Annotated in this window: 13 protein-coding genes and 1 other RNA gene; 13 read left to right on the top strand and 1 reads right to left on the bottom strand. The window is 45.7% G+C overall.

What is annotated here, in order from left to right:
- Positions 1-248 precede the first annotated feature (248 nt).
- The 13 genes from MHB56_RS07500 (at position 249) to rnpB (ending at position 13647) form a co-directional block, all read left to right on the top strand.
- Entirely contained in the window at positions 249-710 is a 462-nt protein-coding gene (locus MHB56_RS07500; RefSeq protein ID WP_445667758.1) for a cytidine deaminase, read from the top strand.
- 673 nt (positions 711-1383) lie between these two features.
- Complete coding sequence (gene era / locus MHB56_RS07495; RefSeq protein ID WP_036683823.1) at positions 1384-2277, top strand: GTPase Era; 894 nt, start codon at positions 1384-1386, stop codon at positions 2275-2277.
- A 113-nt stretch (positions 2278-2390) separates the two neighbouring features.
- Positions 2391-2534 carry a YqzL family protein gene (locus MHB56_RS07490; protein ID WP_076098533.1) on the top strand — a complete coding sequence of 48 codons (144 nt, stop codon included), beginning with the start codon at positions 2391-2393 and terminating at the stop codon, positions 2532-2534.
- A gap of 36 nt (positions 2535-2570) precedes the next feature.
- A complete protein-coding gene (gene recO / locus MHB56_RS07485) occupies positions 2571-3326 on the top strand; it encodes a DNA repair protein RecO (protein WP_340011031.1) in 756 nt (251 codons plus the stop codon).
- A gap of 420 nt (positions 3327-3746) precedes the next feature.
- Entirely contained in the window at positions 3747-4634 is an 888-nt protein-coding gene (glyQ, locus tag MHB56_RS07480; RefSeq protein WP_036683820.1) for a glycine--tRNA ligase subunit alpha, read from the top strand.
- Positions 4627-6702, top strand: a complete 2076-nt coding sequence (gene glyS / locus MHB56_RS07475) for a glycine--tRNA ligase subunit beta (protein WP_076129007.1) — start codon at positions 4627-4629, stop codon at positions 6700-6702. The genes glyQ and glyS overlap by 8 nt, the downstream gene beginning before the upstream one ends.
- A gap of 162 nt (positions 6703-6864) precedes the next feature.
- Entirely contained in the window at positions 6865-7344 is a 480-nt protein-coding gene (locus MHB56_RS07470; RefSeq protein WP_076103766.1) for a YaiI/YqxD family protein, read from the top strand.
- Between the two features lie 39 nt (positions 7345-7383).
- On the top strand, positions 7384-9204 hold the full coding sequence (gene dnaG, locus MHB56_RS07465; RefSeq protein WP_341143436.1) for a DNA primase: 1821 nt from the start codon (positions 7384-7386) through the stop codon (positions 9202-9204).
- A gap of 40 nt (positions 9205-9244) precedes the next feature.
- The gene (gene rpoD, locus MHB56_RS07460; protein WP_036683799.1) at positions 9245-10378 is read left to right on the top strand and encodes an RNA polymerase sigma factor RpoD; all 1134 of its coding nucleotides are present in this window, start codon (positions 9245-9247) and stop codon (positions 10376-10378) included.
- Between the two features lie 110 nt (positions 10379-10488).
- Positions 10489-11313, top strand: a complete 825-nt coding sequence (locus MHB56_RS07455) for a hypothetical protein (RefSeq protein ID WP_036683797.1) — start codon at positions 10489-10491, stop codon at positions 11311-11313.
- A gap of 5 nt (positions 11314-11318) precedes the next feature.
- Positions 11319-12089, top strand: coding sequence for a tRNA (adenine(22)-N(1))-methyltransferase (locus tag MHB56_RS07450; RefSeq protein WP_076192145.1), 771 nt, complete (start codon positions 11319-11321; stop codon positions 12087-12089).
- Positions 12065-13180: a Nif3-like dinuclear metal center hexameric protein gene (locus MHB56_RS07445; RefSeq protein WP_076129011.1), complete on the top strand. Its 1116-nt coding sequence runs from the start codon at positions 12065-12067 to the stop codon at positions 13178-13180. The genes MHB56_RS07450 and MHB56_RS07445 overlap by 25 nt, the downstream gene beginning before the upstream one ends.
- Positions 13181-13244: 64 nt before the next feature.
- Positions 13245-13647: RNase P RNA component class A (gene rnpB, locus MHB56_RS07440), an RNA gene on the top strand.
- Positions 13648-15118: 1471 nt separating this feature from the next.
- Here rnpB and MHB56_RS07435 read toward each other — a convergent pair.
- On the bottom strand, positions 15119-16339 hold the full coding sequence (locus MHB56_RS07435) for an aminotransferase-like domain-containing protein (RefSeq protein ID WP_076129013.1): 1221 nt from the start codon (positions 16337-16339) through the stop codon (positions 15119-15121).
- Positions 16340-16430 lie beyond the last annotated feature (91 nt).

The raw sequence follows: 16430 nt of genomic DNA, 5'->3' as shown, positions 1-16430 counted from the left end.
AATTCAGGGGAGAGGCGGACCCGCGTTTTGCGATTCCGCCTCTTTCGTTACTGAATAATTTGAAGTGAGTTATGTACCCGAATATATCTCATGAAGTACACTGATAAAATTTAGCGCACGCTGAGAAAATAACGATAAACGAAACTAATTAGATGTTTACGAAGTGAGTTTTGTGCGAAGCGATAACAGGTAGTAATGCTAAACAAAACAAAGTGTATGCTTACGAAGTAAGTTTTGTGCGAAGAAAAATCAATGAAGTCAATACTCACAAAACTTTAGGAGGTCAAAATATGGATTCTACTCTTCTTATGCAAGAGGCGATTAAAGCACGAGCAAAAGCTTACATTCCATATTCCCGATTCGGAGTGGGAGCTGCCCTTCTTGATCAGGATGGTCATATTCACCACGGCTGTAATGTGGAAAATGCTGCTTTTGGGCCAACCAACTGTGCGGAACGGACAGCACTATTCCGTGCGATTGCGGATGGACACACTGTTGGTTCTTTTAAAGCAATTGCCGTAGTAGCTGACTCTGACGGCCCCGTTTCACCTTGCGGTGTGTGCCGGCAAGTAATGATTGAGTTGTGTTCGCCGGATATGAAGGTTATTCTTGGGAACATGAAGGGTGATATCGTTGAGACTACGGTGGGAGAATTGCTTCCAGGCGCTTTTGGTCCCGTAGATCTGAAGCAAGGACAAGCTCCAGAATAAAATGAGGTTTTGATTTAATGCCTGTGCCTGTTTAAAGGCAAATCAGGCATAGTTAGACGAAGGTTGCTACTTTAATTGCACAATGTACAGTTAAATTGCTACTCTTTCGCGACAAAAATGAATTTAGTTGCAGATAGTACAATTAAATTTATGATAAAGCCCATATTTGGCTCTTAAGACAGGATTTAATTGCACAAAATACAACTAAACACCAAAAACATAAACTCAACCTAAAATTAGTTGTACAAAGTACAATTAAAAGTGTTCTAGTTCTACCAAGTTAGGCTAAACTGGTGCAAACTATGTGTTTTTAGAGTAACATTACGAGGTAAGCGCCACGGCAAAAGCCGCCAGCGATTCTTTGCACATCGTAACTTGAACCCTGACTGTAAGCTGCATCTCAGTAATCTTTATCTATGGTGAGCTTAATGCGAACCGTGTTAATAAGTGACAGTGTAGTGTGTCCCCAACAGGGCACAAAAGCGCTCCTGCACGACCGTCCCTCTAATCCTGCCGAACGTTGCAGGTGCCCCTATTTCCGGATGTCCAGAGGACCGGGACCCGTGGAGTCCCCTTGGGTAAGGGGGATTTAGGGGGATCTAAAAAGCTTTTAAAAAAAGATTGAATGATTGAAAAAGATTGAACTAGAAGGTAAGTATGGAAGGAAGATAATATGAAATTCAAATCAGGCTTTGTCGCAATTATCGGCAGACCAAACGTAGGTAAATCAACACTCATGAACCAGGTCATTGGCCAGAAGATTGCTATTATGTCGGATAAGCCACAAACAACCAGAAACAAAATCCATGGTGTTTACACAACAAACACTTCACAAATCGTATTCCTGGATACACCGGGGATTCATAAAAGACAGTCCAAGCTAGGCGACTACATGAACCAGACTGCAATGAGTACACTGGGTGAAGTAGAAGCAGTGTTATTCCTTGTGGATGCGTCAGAGGGCTTGGGCGGTGGAGACCGTTACATTGCCGAGCAATTAAATGGTCTGAAGACACCGGTGATTCTAGTGCTCAACAAGATCGATAAAATAGAGCCGGAAGCTCTGCTCCCGCTTATGGCTCAATATAACAAGCTGCATGATTTTGCCGAAATTATTCCGATTTCTGCGAAGATGGGCAGCAATGTTAACACGCTGTTAGAGCAGGTTGCCAAGTACTTGCCGGAAGGCCCTCAGTATTATCCGGAAGATCAAATCACGGATCACCCCGAGCAATTTGTCTGCGCGGAATTAATCCGGGAGAAAATTCTGCATTTGACTCGTGAAGAAGTGCCGCACTCTATTGCTGTAGCCATCGAAGATATGAAGGTTGAGCCTAATGGAGTGGTGCATGTTTCAGCTGTTATTTTTGTTGAGCGTGATTCGCAAAAGGGAATTATTATCGGCAAGCAAGGGGCAATGCTGAAAGAGGTCGGCAGACGGGCTCGGACAGATATTGAGAACCTGCTGGGTTCGAAGATTTTTCTGGAGCTATGGGTAAAAGTGAAAAAAGATTGGCGCAATCAGGACCGCGTTCTGCGGGATTTGGGCTTCCATAAAGACCTTTAAGTTAATTCCGTTATTCCTCGTTTGGTAGGAATTGCAAGGATAGAACCTGCTCCATCGCACCATCCTAATTCTTGATAAGAGACATCGTCTTTCCCAAGAAAGGATGAATACGAATGCGAAACTTTTCGTGGAAGTATTTTGCAATGACAGGAGACGTCGATGCTTACCTGCTGTATAAGGAAGCTGGCCATCCGCTTGAAGATAGTGGATTACAGCTAGTGGAGGAAGAGAAGGCCTGTGATGAAGAAGCGCAATAAGAACTGGTTGCTTGCCGAATGGTTGGGGGAAGAGGCATGCTACACAGGGTGGAAGGGATCGTCATCCGCAGCATGGACTACGGCGAGGGGAACGCAATTATTACGCTTTGCACCGAGAACGCGGGAAAAGTAGGGGTTCTGGTGCGTGGCGCAAAGAAGGTCAAAAGCCGCCATGCTGCATTGATCCAACTGTTCACCGTTGGGGAATTTGTTTTTTTTAGAAATAATGGAGGACTTGGGACACTGAATTCTGGCGAAATTACGAAGTCGCACCATCCGCTGCGTGAGGATTTGATCAAAGCTGCTTATGCGTCTTATGCGTGTGAACTGCTTGATCGTGTTCTGCATGATGAGGAAACGGGAAGCTTCTGGTTTCGCCAGCTTACGGCCTGTCTTAATGCACTTGAAGAGGACAAGGAACCCGGCGTTATCATAAATGTCTTTGAAATGAAAATCTTACAGGCAGCCGGTTATGGTCCTGAATTTGATTCTTGTGTAATTTGTGGTGCCGAGAAGCCGGATGATCAACTGCTGGTCAGCCCTCGCCTTGGTGGAGCACTGTGCCGCAGTTGTAAACATAATGACCCTCCAGCCATGGAGATCTCTGCTCGTGCGTTGAAGCTGCTGCGATTATTCGCCAGACTTGACCTGACTAGACTAGGCAATGTGGATGTAAAGGAAAGCAGCCGGGATGAGCTGAAAAAAATTATGCGGGCCTTTATGGATGTGCAACTCGGATTAAAGCTGAAGTCACAAAGTTTCCTAGACCAGCTCGACAAGTACAAGATTTGACGAAAGCTGATTTTTCCGTTACTATAGGATCAGTTTATTATATGATCGTCGTTATGCTCCAAATGGGGAGAGGCGTGCATTGATCGGGAAAGTAGTGGACTGTATTGTCGTTATTCAGCGAGCTGGGGGCAGTGGAAGCCTAGCGGGACAACGTTCATGAACATGGCACCCGGGAGTACGAATGCGGCGAATGAAAGTGGATTTCGTTCTTGTTTTGGCAGCAAACTTGCTTATACAAGGTATGAAATCAAGTAGGGTGGAACCGCGGGAGAATAAGTTAAGCTCTCGTCCCTATGTCTGTTAATCAGGCATGGGGGCGGGGGCTTTTTGTTGCTGTCAGGAGCTAAAAGTGCCGCCTCCATGGTAGAAAGTTTTAGGCAAGCTGTTGTAAAAAACTTGTAAAGCGAAGGAGACGGTATTATGAACTTCCAGCAGATGATTTTGACACTGCAGCAGTTCTGGGCTGAACAGAACTGTATCATCGTACAGCCTTATGACACAGAAAAAGGCGCCGGCACGATGAACCCTATGACTTTTTTACGCTCACTAGGTCCTGAGCCTTGGAGAGTGGCTTACGTAGAGCCTTCACGTCGTCCCTCCGATGGTCGTTACGGAGAGAACCCGAACCGTCTGTATCAGCATCACCAATTTCAAGTAATCATCAAACCCTCACCAGATAACATTCAAGAGATCTATTTGGATAGCTTGAAAGCACTCGGTATTGATCCGCTCTTGCATGACATCCGTTTTGTAGAGGATAACTGGGAGAATCCGTCACTGGGCTGTGCGGGTCTGGGATGGGAAGTATGGCTGGACGGTATGGAGATCACTCAATTTACTTACTTCCAGCAGGTAGGTGGCATCGAAGCTAACCCTGTTGCTGTAGAAATCACTTACGGGATGGAGCGCTTAGCCTCTTACATTCAGGATAAAGAAAATGTGTTCGATCTTGAATGGGTAAGCGGTATGACTTATGGTGATGTTTTTCATCAGCCGGAGTTCGAGCATTCTACCTACACTTTTGAAGTATCGGATGTAAAAATGTTATTCTCGCTGTTCAACATGTATGAAGAGGAAGCACGTAGAGCGATGGAGAAACATCTTGTGTTTCCAGCCTACGATTATGTGTTGAAATGCTCACATAGCTTTAATCTACTCGATGCGCGTGGGGCAATTAGTGTAACTGAACGGACTGGATTTATTACCCGAGTGCGTAATCTTGCCCGCTCCGTAGCGGCAACATATCTTGAGGAACGCGAGAAGCTTGGCTTCCCGCTGCTGAAGAAAGAAGGTGCTGACCGTGTCTAAAGATATCCTGTTTGAGATCGGTCTGGAGGAAATTCCTGCACGTTTTATCCGTGCTGCGATGGAACAGCTGCAAGATAGAATGTCCAAGTGGTTGGATTCTGCACGTATAAACCATGCTGGAGTTACTGCATATGCGACGCCACGTCGTCTCGCTGTATTTGTTAAGGACGCGGCTGAGAAGCAAGAGGATATTAGCGAAGAGGTCAAAGGACCTTCACGCAAAATTGCGTTGGATGCTAACGGTGACTGGAGTAAAGCTGCACTAGGATTTGCCCGCAGTCAAGGTGTATCTCCAGAGCAATTTACATTTAAAGAACTAGCTGGCGTGGAATATATTTATGCCACAAAAAATAGTGCGGGTGTAGAGACTGCTTCTTTGCTCACAGAAGGACTTCTGGGTATTGTAAATGCAATGACTTTCCCGAAGAACATGCGCTGGGGAGCTTACGATTTTAAATTCGTTCGTCCGATTCGCTGGATGGTTGCTCTTTTTGGTAAAGAGATCATTGATTTGGAAATTACGGATGTAAAAGCGGGTAATGTGAGCCGTGGACATCGTTTTCTGGGTACAGAGACTGTAATCTCGGAGCCTGCACAATATGTGGAGAGCATGCGTGCGCAGCATGTACTTGTGGATGTGAAGGAACGGGAAACGCTTATCCTGGATCAAATCAACAAATTGGCTGAAGAGAAAAGCTGGACGATTGCGATTAAAGAAGATCTTTTGGAAGAAGTACTGTTCTTGGTAGAAACACCAACCGTGCTCTTTGGAACCTTTGATCCATCTTTCTTAGAGATTCCTCAGGATGTGCTGATTACCTCGATGCGTGAGCATCAGCGTTATTTCCCTGTTTTTGATGCAGCTGGCAAGCTACTGCCATTCTTTGTAACTGTACGTAACGGGAATGCAGAATCCTTGGATGTTATCGCTAAGGGAAATGAAAAAGTGCTTCGTGCTCGTCTATCAGATGCCAAATTCTTCTATCAAGAAGATCAAAAGATGAAGATTGACGATGCGTTAGCCAAGCTTGAAAACATTGTTTACCATGAAGATTTGGGCAGTGTAGGGGATAAGGTGCGCCGTATTCGCCAAATCTCTGATCGTCTGGCTGTGAAGCTTGGACTGTCAGCTACTGCTGTGTCCGAAGTAAGTCGCACTGCGGATATTTGTAAATTCGACCTTGTAACACAAATGGTTTATGAATTTCCTGAGCTGCAAGGAACAATGGGTGAAGATTATGCACGTAAAGCAGGCGAGCCTGAAACTGTGGCAAAAGCGATCTTCGAGCATTATCAGCCACGATTTGCAGGAGATGCTGTACCTTCAACAGAAGCAGGTTCAGTTGTCAGCATAGCGGACAAAATCGATACGATTGTTGGCTGCTTCTCCATCGGCATCATTCCGACAGGATCTCAAGATCCATATGCCCTGCGCCGTCAGGCTGCAGGTATTGTCCAAATTGTGCTTGAGCATAAATTGCCAATTACGCTGCGCGAAATTTTTGAAGCGGCGATTGAAATTCATGAAAATTCAGGAAATACGAAACATTCTGGAGATGAACTACGTATAAACCTGTACGAGTTCTTCGGTCTGCGTGTAAAACGTCTTTTATCTGACAATGTACGCTATGATGTTGTGGACGCTGTTACAGCGGCTGGTTTTGACGACGTGGTAGATGTTGTGGGCAGAAGCCGTGCTCTTATGGCTGCTGTGTCCGACCAAGCAGATTTCAAGATTACCGTAGATTCGCTTACTCGTGTCAGTAATTTGGCAAGTAAAGCAACCAGTGAAGTGATTGATCCTGCTTTACTTAAAGAAGATGCTGAATTGCAGCTTTTTAATACATGGCAGGAGCTTCACGCACCTTACCTTGAAGCTATGGCGGCAAAAAATGCCGAAGAAGCACTTCGGATTCTTTCGGGTCTAAAAGACGCCGTTACAACATTTTTTGATTCCGTTATGGTTATGGCGGAGGACGAGCAAGTGCGTGCTAACCGTTTGGCTCTGCTTGCGGGTATTGATGCTGACTCCAAGTCGTTCGCTGATTTTGCGAAGCTTGTCTGGTAATTTTAATCAAGAAAATTTGAATCTTATGGTATAGAATGTTGGTTTGGGGTATAAATATACGGAACGGTGCCAATGCGTCATTTGACATCCGTTCCGTATTTATGCTTAGAAAGAAGGATTTCTTGCGGAGAGGGCGTATATATATTACACGGGAAATTGGTGATGATCATGGAGAAGTCCCAGTCTAGAACGATAGTGGTGGATGGGGATGCTTGTCCGGTCAAAAAAGAGATCGCTGAGGTAGGTCGCACCTTTGGTGTTCCGGTACTTATGGTATCTTCTTATGACCATGCACTGAAAGCTGAAGAGGGTGTAACGGTTGTGCAGGTGGATCGAGGAGATCAGAGTGCCGATCTATATATTGCCAATCATATTACTGCTGGAGATGTGGTATTGACTCAAGATTATGGTCTTGCGGCACTTGCATTAGGTAAACGGTGCAGTGTGCTTTCATTTCGTGGTCAGGAATACGACAATTTCAAGATGGATTTTATGTTGGAGGGTAGACATGCCAGGGCTGTGGAACGAAGACGGGGACATTATTCCAAGGGTCCAAAACCCATAACGGCAGAAGAAAAAACTTATTTTCAACATAAACTGACAAAACTTTTAATACTTTTGCAGGAGAATGTGGAGCAATAGCGAATTATATTTATTTGTTAAGAGATGAAGGTGGTTGAAGTGGCTAGCGGACACGGCAATATTCCGGAAGAGGTTATCGAAAGCGTGCTTGCGCGTCATGATATAGTCGATACAGTCGGTAAGGTTGTTCATTTGTCCAAGCAGGGGAAATATTTATGGGGCCTCTGCCCGTTCCATTCGGAGAAAACCCCTTCCTTTACTGTTACCCCCGACCGGGGAGTATTTCATTGCTTTGGCTGCGGTATGGGTGGAAATGCCATCAAATTTAGGATGGAAATCGAAGGATTAACCTTCCCCGAAGCTGTCAGAATAATGGCTGAAGAAAGTGATATTCCCGTTCCAGAAGGTAAGGGAGGTATGATGTCTCCTCCTGATCCGGAACGCGACCGGTTGATTCAAGCTTATGAATGGTCGGCAAAGTTCTATCATTACTTGCTGAAGAACACGGAACACGGCAAAGCCGCTATGGACTATTTAAGAGGCCGGAACTTCAGTGATAAAATGATTGATCAGTTTCAGATCGGATATGCTCCGGACCGCTGGGATACTTTGCTGCAGTTTTTGGAGAAACGAAATTTTGATCTTGCGGAAATGGAGAAAGGCGGAGTTCTGTCAGCCCGCGGTGAGGGCAAAGGCTATTTGGATCGTTTCCGTGGCCGGATTATCTTTCCGATTGCCAACCGTACAGGCAAGGTAATCGCATTCGCCGGAAGAATACTTGGAGAGGGTCAACCTAAGTATTTAAATTCTCCGGAGAGTAGATTGTTTAACAAAAGCCGGATATTGTACAATTTGCACCAGTCCAAAGCATCCATTCGCAAAACTCGACAAATCGTCCTGTTTGAAGGATACGGAGATGTCATCTCATCCTGGGAAGCGGGTGTGCATAACGGCGTAGCAACGATGGGAACGTCCTTGACGGAGGGTCATGTGGCACTGATGAAAAGCCTGGCTGATGAAATTATACTGTCTTACGACGGTGACCGGGCGGGACAAGCAGCAGCCATGAAGGCCATTCCGATGCTTGAAGACAGCGGCCTGCGTGTAAAGATCGCCTTACTGCCAAGCGGGGTGGATCCGGATGAATTTATCTCCAAGCATGGAGGAGAAAGATTTAAAGATCAGGTTATTGATTCAGCAGTTTCATCCATAAAATTTAAGCTTATATATCTGAAAAAAAACCATATACTCCTAGAGGAAGATGGCAAAATCGCCTATGTCAAGGAAGCCTTAGAAGTTATTGCTTCACTGCATTCCTCAACAGAGCGAGAGGTTTATCTGAAGGAAATCGCTGCTGAACTCGAACTTTCATATGATAGTTTGAAGCAGGATTGTAATTTACTTAGGGCATCGATGCAAAAAAACATCCCTGAAGGGGATAATAACGACAAAAGGTGGAATAATGGTAGGCATAAAAAAGGGCAGGTGCAGACACCGACCTTACTACCCGCTTATCATGTCGCGGAACGGCGTCTATTGTCCTTTATGATTCAGGACCCGGAAGCCGCCACGTATGTGGGCGAACGCCTCGGAGAAGATTTCAACATCGTTGATCATGCGGCAATTGCTGCTTATCTATATGCCTATTACGCGCAAGGCAAACCACCCGGCATTAGTCGGTTTCTATCATCACTTCAGGATGATCGTCTGGAGAAAACTGCGACATCAATATCCATGATGGATACCCCTCCGGACTGGAATATGCAGGTTCTAGATGATTGTATTCGTGAAGTGCGGAAATACCCACTGCAACGCAAAATGGAACAGAAGCGTGAAGAGATGATTCAGGCTGAAAAGTCAGGTGACTTTTTGCGTGCGGCACAAATAGCAAGTGAGATTATAGCCCTAGAGAGACAATGACATGTTGACAGGATGTACCTAGGGAGGAGGGAGTCGAATTATGGCGAACGATCAGCATACTGAATTGGAAGCAGAATTTACTTTGGATCAGGTTAAGGATCAGCTCATTGAGCAAGGTAAGAAAAGATCATCATTAAATTACAAAGATATTATGGAGAAATTATCGCCGTTTGATCAAGACCCCGAGCAAATGGAGGAGTTCTACGAGCAACTCAGTGATTTGGGAATTGAGGTTGTAAACGAGAACGATGAAGAGGTTAACAGCCTCCGACCAAGTGAGGATAATGAGGATAAAGACAGCGATGATTTCAGCTTTGATGACGATCTGTCGCTGCCACCAGGGATCAAGATTAATGACCCTGTCCGTATGTATCTAAAAGAAATCGGACGCGTTCCTTTGTTGTCGGCTGACGATGAAGTTGAGCTTGCTATGCGGATTAAGAATGGCGATGAAGAAGCTAAACGCCGTCTTGCAGAAGCGAACCTGCGTCTCGTAGTAAGTATCGCGAAACGTTATGTCGGACGCGGTATGCTGTTCCTGGATCTGATTCAGGAAGGTAATATGGGTCTGATCAAAGCAGTAGAGAAATTTGACCATAACAAGGGATTCAAATTTAGTACGTATGCGACTTGGTGGATTCGCCAGGCCATCACTCGTGCGATTGCGGATCAGGCGCGTACCATTCGTATTCCTGTACACATGGTGGAAACGATTAACAAACTGATTCGGGTTTCTCGCCAATTGCTGCAAGAACTGGGACGCGAACCTTCCCCAGAGGAAATTGCGGCTGAGATGGAACTGACGGTTGAGAAAGTTAGAGAGATCATGAAGATTGCCCAAGAACCTGTATCCTTGGAAACACCAATTGGTGAAGAAGATGACTCTCATCTAGGAGACTTCATTGAGGATCAGGAAGCATTGGCTCCTGCGGATGCAGCGGCTTATGAACTCCTGAAGGAACAGCTGGAGGATGTGCTGGACACGCTCACGGAGCGTGAAGAGAATGTACTTCGTCTGCGTTTTGGCCTTGATGATGGACGGACAAGAACGCTTGAAGAAGTCGGCAAGGTGTTTGGTGTTACCCGGGAACGGATCCGCCAGATCGAAGCCAAGGCATTGCGCAAACTTCGTCACCCTAGCCGCAGTAAACGGCTTAAGGATTTCCTTGAATAGTATTTCATGAACTGGACCTTCTGCTGCTCAGTGGCAGGAGGTTCTTTTATTTGAATTTACGCTGGTAAAAAATGTGTTGACCTTGTGTACCTGGAAAGAAGGATGAGCCAGTGAATTTGGAAAAACGCGACATCATTATAAAAGAGATTCAGTATTGGAGAAAAAGCCGGTTGCTGCCAGAGCAGTATTGCGATTTCTTAACCAATCTGTATGACGATGAGGATGCGAATAAGGATAACAATCCAATTTCGCTGAGAAATTTACAGCAGGGAAGCATCAAAATTTGGCTGTTTTCTTTTGGAATTATTTCCTTGATTTTCTTGATTAGTCTTTATTTTAGCGTTTTTCCCTGGCCTTTGCAACTTGCAACCGCACTATCTGTATTAATTATTTGTTATGGATACTCCGCCGTTTATAAGGACCGGAACAATGTTATCAGTCTTATCCTAGCGGGGCTGGGCAGCGTTTTAACGCTTGGTTTTGGGCTATGGCTGATTGATTTGCATGATCTGGATCCTCAGCTCTGGAGGCCTATTCTAATTGGGTGCTGCGGCTTGTTATGGTGTATTTTGGGATTTTTACTCCGGATAGGTTTGTTGCAGTACTGTGGTTTTGCTTTTTGGGCATTACTGTATGCAGGGTTCTTCGGTGGAAGAAGCCCGGAGGCCTCTATATTTGAACTGGAGTTCCTATGGCTGCCATTGTGTGTGCTGATGGTATGGTTAAGCTGGCTTTTGCATCATAAGGTAAGAGGTGTTGCCAGTGTTTATTTTGCAGTGGGAGTATCGCTTTGGATCATGCCAGAGCTTGACGCTCTTTTATTAAGACAGGATTATCCGCAGTGGATTTCATTGATGCTGATCCTAAAGATTGCAGCAGGGTTAGCTTTGTTGTTTGGGTTTCGAAAAAAATGGATAACGTGGGTGGCAACATGAACAATGTGAAATTATCAGATCGGCTTCAGCAATTGCTGGAGCAAATTCCGCAAGGAAGCAGATTAGCAGATATCGGTTCCGATCATGCCTTGCTTCCTGTGGCCGCTGTCGAAAGCGGTAAGGCTGTGTTTGCAATTGCAGGTGAAGTAAACCCGGGTCCCTTTGATGCTGCTTGTAAGGGCGTTGCAGAGGCTGGACTAGGGAAGGTGATCTCGGTGCGCCGTGGAGACGGCCTTGAGGTTCTGGAACCTGGTGAAGTCAATTGTATCACGATTGCTGGCATGGGAGGCGCATTAATTGCCGCGATTCTGGACCGGGGTCAAAGCCAGGGTAAGCTAAAAGAGGTTACAACCCTTTTGCTTCAACCGAATGTAGGCGAGGATATTTTGCGCCGCTGGTTATTAAATAATAAATGGGTACTCGTAGCTGAGAGAATTTTGGAAGAAGACGGGAAGCTATATGAAGTATTGACGGCTGTACCAGAAAATACGGAAGCTGGAATTACAAATGAAAGTGTATATCGTGAATTAACCTTGGGGGATTCCGCTAAAGTCCTTGGGCAAGAGGCCTTGCTTCAAATGGGACCATGGCTGCTTCAAGCACCAAATGCTGTGTTTTTTGCTAAGTGGCAGGGTGAGATTCAGAAATTGGAAGGCATTTTAACATCGTTGTCACGTTCAGAACTCGAATCTGCTGAGCATAAACGGAAACAGATTCAAGGTCAGATCAGGGAAATTACGGAGGTGCTACAATGTTTGCCAAGGGACAAACAGTAATTCAGTATATGGAGCAACTGGCTCCTAAGCATTTAGCTGAGGATTGGGATAAAATTGGTCTTCAACTGGGCACGCTGCAAAAAGAAATCACTAATGTATTAGTTGCTTTAGATGTGAATGATGAGGTAGTTGAAGAAGCGATTCGTCTAGGCTGCAATTTGATTATTGCGCATCATGCGATTATTTTCCGTCCATTGCAAGGAATCCAGACAGACACACCGGCGGGCAAAATGTATGAAAAATTAATCAAGAATGACATTTCGGTGTATATCAGCCATACGAATCTGGATGTTACCGAGGGTGGAATGAATGATTGGATGGCTGAAGCTCTTGGCATAGAAAACGGAGTACCCATCAAAGACATTCACTCCGAGCAATTATCAAAGCTGGTAGTATTTGTGCCGAAGGATCATCATCAGAAGGTTCTGGATGCTATCCTGAATGCTGGAGCAGGGGCAATTGGCAACTATAGTCATTGCAGCTTCAATATCGAGGGATACGGTACTTTTATTCCAGGAGAAGGCACGGATCCTTATATCGGGGAAAAAGGTAAGATGGAACGTGCCGAGGAAATTCGTATTGAGACGATCGTCCCGCACTCCATCCGCAATAAAGTGGTGCAGGCTATGCTTAAGGCCCATCCTTATGAAGAGGTTGCCTATGATTTGTACTCAATGGATCTTAAAGGCCGCAGCTTAGGACTTGGGCGGGTAGGAAAGCTCAAAGAGCCCACAACCCTTGGACAATTCGTGGAGACGGTAAAAAAAGGTCTGAAGGTAGACCATGTACGGGTTGTTGGTGATTTGGACCGTCCGATTCGTAAAGCTGCCGTTCTCGGCGGCTCGGGTGGAAAGTATTATAACAGTGCTATTTTCCGCGGTGCGGATGTCCTGGTTACTGGGGATCTGGATTATCATACAGTTCAGGATGCTGCGCTCGCCGGAATCACTCTGATTGATCCGGGACATAATGCGGAGAAGATCATGAAAGAGAAAGTAGCGGAGTGGATGGCTGGAAAATTGGCCGAGCATAAGTATGATACAGCTGTCCATGCTTCGCAGGTGAATACGGAGCCATTTAAGTTCCTATAAAATTGCCATTTAATAATGCTTGTGCCAGACATGTGATGTCTGTATAATATATAATGTTGTTCGGAAAGTTTGACAGACAATCGCCGGTGACGTGAAGACGTCACGGGAGGAAAGTCCGGGCTCCATAAGGCAGGATGCTGGATAACGTCCAGTCGGCGCGAGCTGAAGGATAGTGCCACAGAAATGGACCGCCGATGGCCGCCTTAGGGCGGCACAGGCAAGGATGGAACCGAGGTGTAAGAGACCCCGAGGAACGCTGGTGACTTCGTTCCTGGTAAACCCCATCTGGAGCAAGACCTAATGAGACGCAGCTGAATAAGCAGCCTTAGCCTGAGGCGCGTCTAGGTTGGTCGCTGGAGCTGTGCAGTAATGTATGGCCTAGATAGATGATTGTCGCTTATGGTGGGAGGGTAGTTCCCGATCGAACCACGACGAGCACAGAACCCGGCTTACGGCAAACTTTCCTAACTGCAACGTTATAATAACAACACCATACAAACGGCGACGTATCCCGGTAACCCGGCTTACGCCGCCTTTTTTGTTGCAAACAAATGCGGATAAGGCAAATATTTAAGCGGTGAATGCGTGAACATGCAGGGATTTGGATCGTGATATGCAGAAATTAGACTTTTTAGAAGCATTGCTAGCGGCTGATGGGCTGATGGCTGGTGGTTGATAGTTGATGGCTGGTGGGCTGATGGCTGGTGAGCTGATGAGCTGATGGCTGGTGGTAGATGAGCTGATGGCTGGTGGCTGATGAGCTGATGGCTGGTGGTAGATGGCTGATGGTTGATGAGCTGACGGATGATGGTTGATGAGCTGACGGCTGATGGTTGATGAGCTGATGGCTGATGGCTGATGGTAGATGGATGATGGTTGATGGTTGATGGTTGATGAGCTGATATGCTAACGGACCGAGATGCAGCTATTTGTGTATTTTATGCCTTTTTGGAGGAGTTTCGGACTGGAGAGCCGTTATTCGGCATAAACAGGGTGGATATCGGGCGTTTTGAATCCAATAGTGACTATGGAGTCCGATAGCAAACCAAATGAACGGAATTGATGCAAATAAGAGCGCTGGGGTCCGATACGAACCTCCCGAACTCCCGAACTCAGAACTCTAGAACTCCCGAACTCCAGAACTCAGAACTTCAGAATTCCGAACTCCCGAACTCCATGGTTACTTTGACGCCAGAATTAGATTAGTAGCTAGCAAACTGTAACAATGCGGAGCCTGGCTAATCTTCTGCGGGAAGATTGGAGTTAGTAGCAAAATATCAATTGTAACCTCTGGCTGTAACTTCGCTGTGAAATCGGAGTTAGTTGAGTGGCAGATGAGTTGAGTAACTGGAGGATGTTTGGTGATGCGGAAAGCGAAATGTGGGAAATGGGATATATGACGTGCAAAGTGTAGAAATGCGAATGTGAAAATGCGAAACGAGATGTGCATAAATCGCTGAATGTGAAAATGCTAAATGAGTTGTACAGAAACGCTGAAATGTGAAAATGCGAAATGTGACGAGCAAAAATTGCTGAATGGGGAAATACGAAAATGGGATCGGGTAGAGAGGCTGAAATGTGGAATGCGATATGTGATGTGCAAAAACGCGGATTGTGGAAATGCGAAATGAGATGTGCAGGAACGCTGAAATGTGGAAATCAGAAATATGACGTATGAAAATTGCTGAATGTGAAATGTGAAGATACGAAATGAGCTGTGCAGAAACGCTGATTGTGAAAATGCGAAATGAGATGTGCAAAAACACTAAAAGTAAAAATACGAAAATGAGATTTGCAGAAATGCGTAAAGGTAATATTCTGCAAATACGCAAAAGTGAAAGCTCAAAAATCTGCTCACAAAAAACGGCTTCCCCGTCCAATAAAGGATGGAGAAGCCGTTTTATTTAGCCATTGTGGCTATTGATTACGAGCAGTTGTTCACGACCGAATGATGTTTTGATTTTGCTGCCATTGAACCAATGCTTTCTCTAGACGCTGGACAGCAACAGGAACTTGCTGTGGTGGCGTGTGTGTGAAGTTAAGGCGCATTTTGTTTTTGTGAGGCTCCGCTGAATAGAATACCTCTCCGGGTACGAACGCTACTCCGTTTTCCACTGCCAGCGGGAGTAATTCCTTAGTATTGATCTCTTCGGAAAGGGTAAGCCATAGGAACATGCCGCCTCTTGGCTCGAGGAAATGTGCTCCTTTCCAGTTATGTGATCTGAGTTCCGCGGACAGGAGCTTCATACGCGAATGATACTCTCTTGAGATGAGGCGGATATGCTGCTCAATATCAAAATGCAACAGCAGTTCATCTAAAGCACGCTGGTCGATGGTGCTGGAATGCAGATCAGCTGCTTGCTTTGCCTTGGCGATGGTCTTGATTAGTTCGGAATCGCCGATAATCCAGCCGGTGCGTAGGGCAGGGGCGACGATCTTGGAGAAGGTCCCTGTGTAGACTACACAATGATCCCCGCCGAAGCTTCTATCGATGGAGGCTAATGAGGGTGGATATAGAGTTTTATCTTCATCAAAGGTTATTTCTCCATAGGGATTGTCCTCTAGAATAAGAACACCGTAACGGCGGCAGATTTCAACCACCTTCTCGCGGCGTTCTTTACTCCATGTTGCTCCAGACGGATTGTTGAAGGTCGGAACTGCGTATAGCAGTTTTGGCCGATGTATCCGAATCTGCTCTTCCAACTGATCCGGCAGAATGCCATGTTCATCATTTGGTATCGAATGAATAGCAGCCCGGTAAGAACCGAGCACTTGTAGTGCTGCCAGATAGGTGGGCGCTTCCACAAAAACTGCATCGCCGGGATCCAGCAATATTTTGCATAACAGATCTATAGCTTGCTGTGAGCCTGTAGTCAATACCATCTCAGAGGCTGTAACCGGGATGCCTTGCCGGGTAAGCCTTTCAGCAATTTTGTCACGTAGTGGAGTAAAACCCTCGGTAAGCCCATATTGAAGCGCTGAGGTGTCGCTGGAGAGCACGCGATTATAGGCATCACGTACGGCCTCCAAGGGAAACAAATCCTCCCCAGGCAGCCCGCCTGCAAGTGAAATGATGTCATTGCCCTGTGTAACTTTTAGAATCTCCCGAACTGCTGATGATCCTAGATGATTGGCTGCCGTTGAGTATTTGATATCCATAAATTAGTTCTCCACCTTTCGATTTGATGCTATCATAATAGGAGTGCTGTATAACAGTAAAGCGTTGAATATAACAGTGGAGGTGAAGGGT

It is taken from the genome of Paenibacillus sp. FSL H8-0315 (assembly GCF_038005365.1).
Classification (GTDB): Bacteria; Bacillota; Bacilli; order Paenibacillales; family Paenibacillaceae; genus Paenibacillus_AQ; species Paenibacillus_AQ odorifer.
Note: the sequence above shows the minus strand (reverse complement) of the source record. Positions and strands in the feature narration are given on the sequence as shown.

Excerpts from the sequence above, each read along its gene's own strand:
- era (WP_036683823.1), top strand. The coding sequence starts at position 1,384 with ATGAAATTCAAATCAGGCTTTGTCGCAATTATCGGCAGACCAAACGTA.
- MHB56_RS07490 (WP_076098533.1), top strand. The coding sequence starts at position 2,391 with ATGCGAAACTTTTCGTGGAAGTATTTTGCAATGACAGGAGACGTCGAT.
- recO (WP_340011031.1), top strand. The coding sequence starts at position 2,571 with ATGCTACACAGGGTGGAAGGGATCGTCATCCGCAGCATGGACTACGGC.
- glyQ (WP_036683820.1), top strand. The coding sequence starts at position 3,747 with ATGAACTTCCAGCAGATGATTTTGACACTGCAGCAGTTCTGGGCTGAA.
- MHB56_RS07470 (WP_076103766.1), top strand. The coding sequence starts at position 6,865 with ATGATCATGGAGAAGTCCCAGTCTAGAACGATAGTGGTGGATGGGGAT.
- rpoD (WP_036683799.1), top strand. The coding sequence starts at position 9,245 with ATGGCGAACGATCAGCATACTGAATTGGAAGCAGAATTTACTTTGGAT.
- MHB56_RS07445 (WP_076129011.1), top strand. The coding sequence starts at position 12,065 with ATGTTTGCCAAGGGACAAACAGTAATTCAGTATATGGAGCAACTGGCT.
- MHB56_RS07435 (WP_076129013.1), bottom strand. The coding sequence starts at position 16,339 with ATGGATATCAAATACTCAACGGCAGCCAATCATCTAGGATCATCAGCA.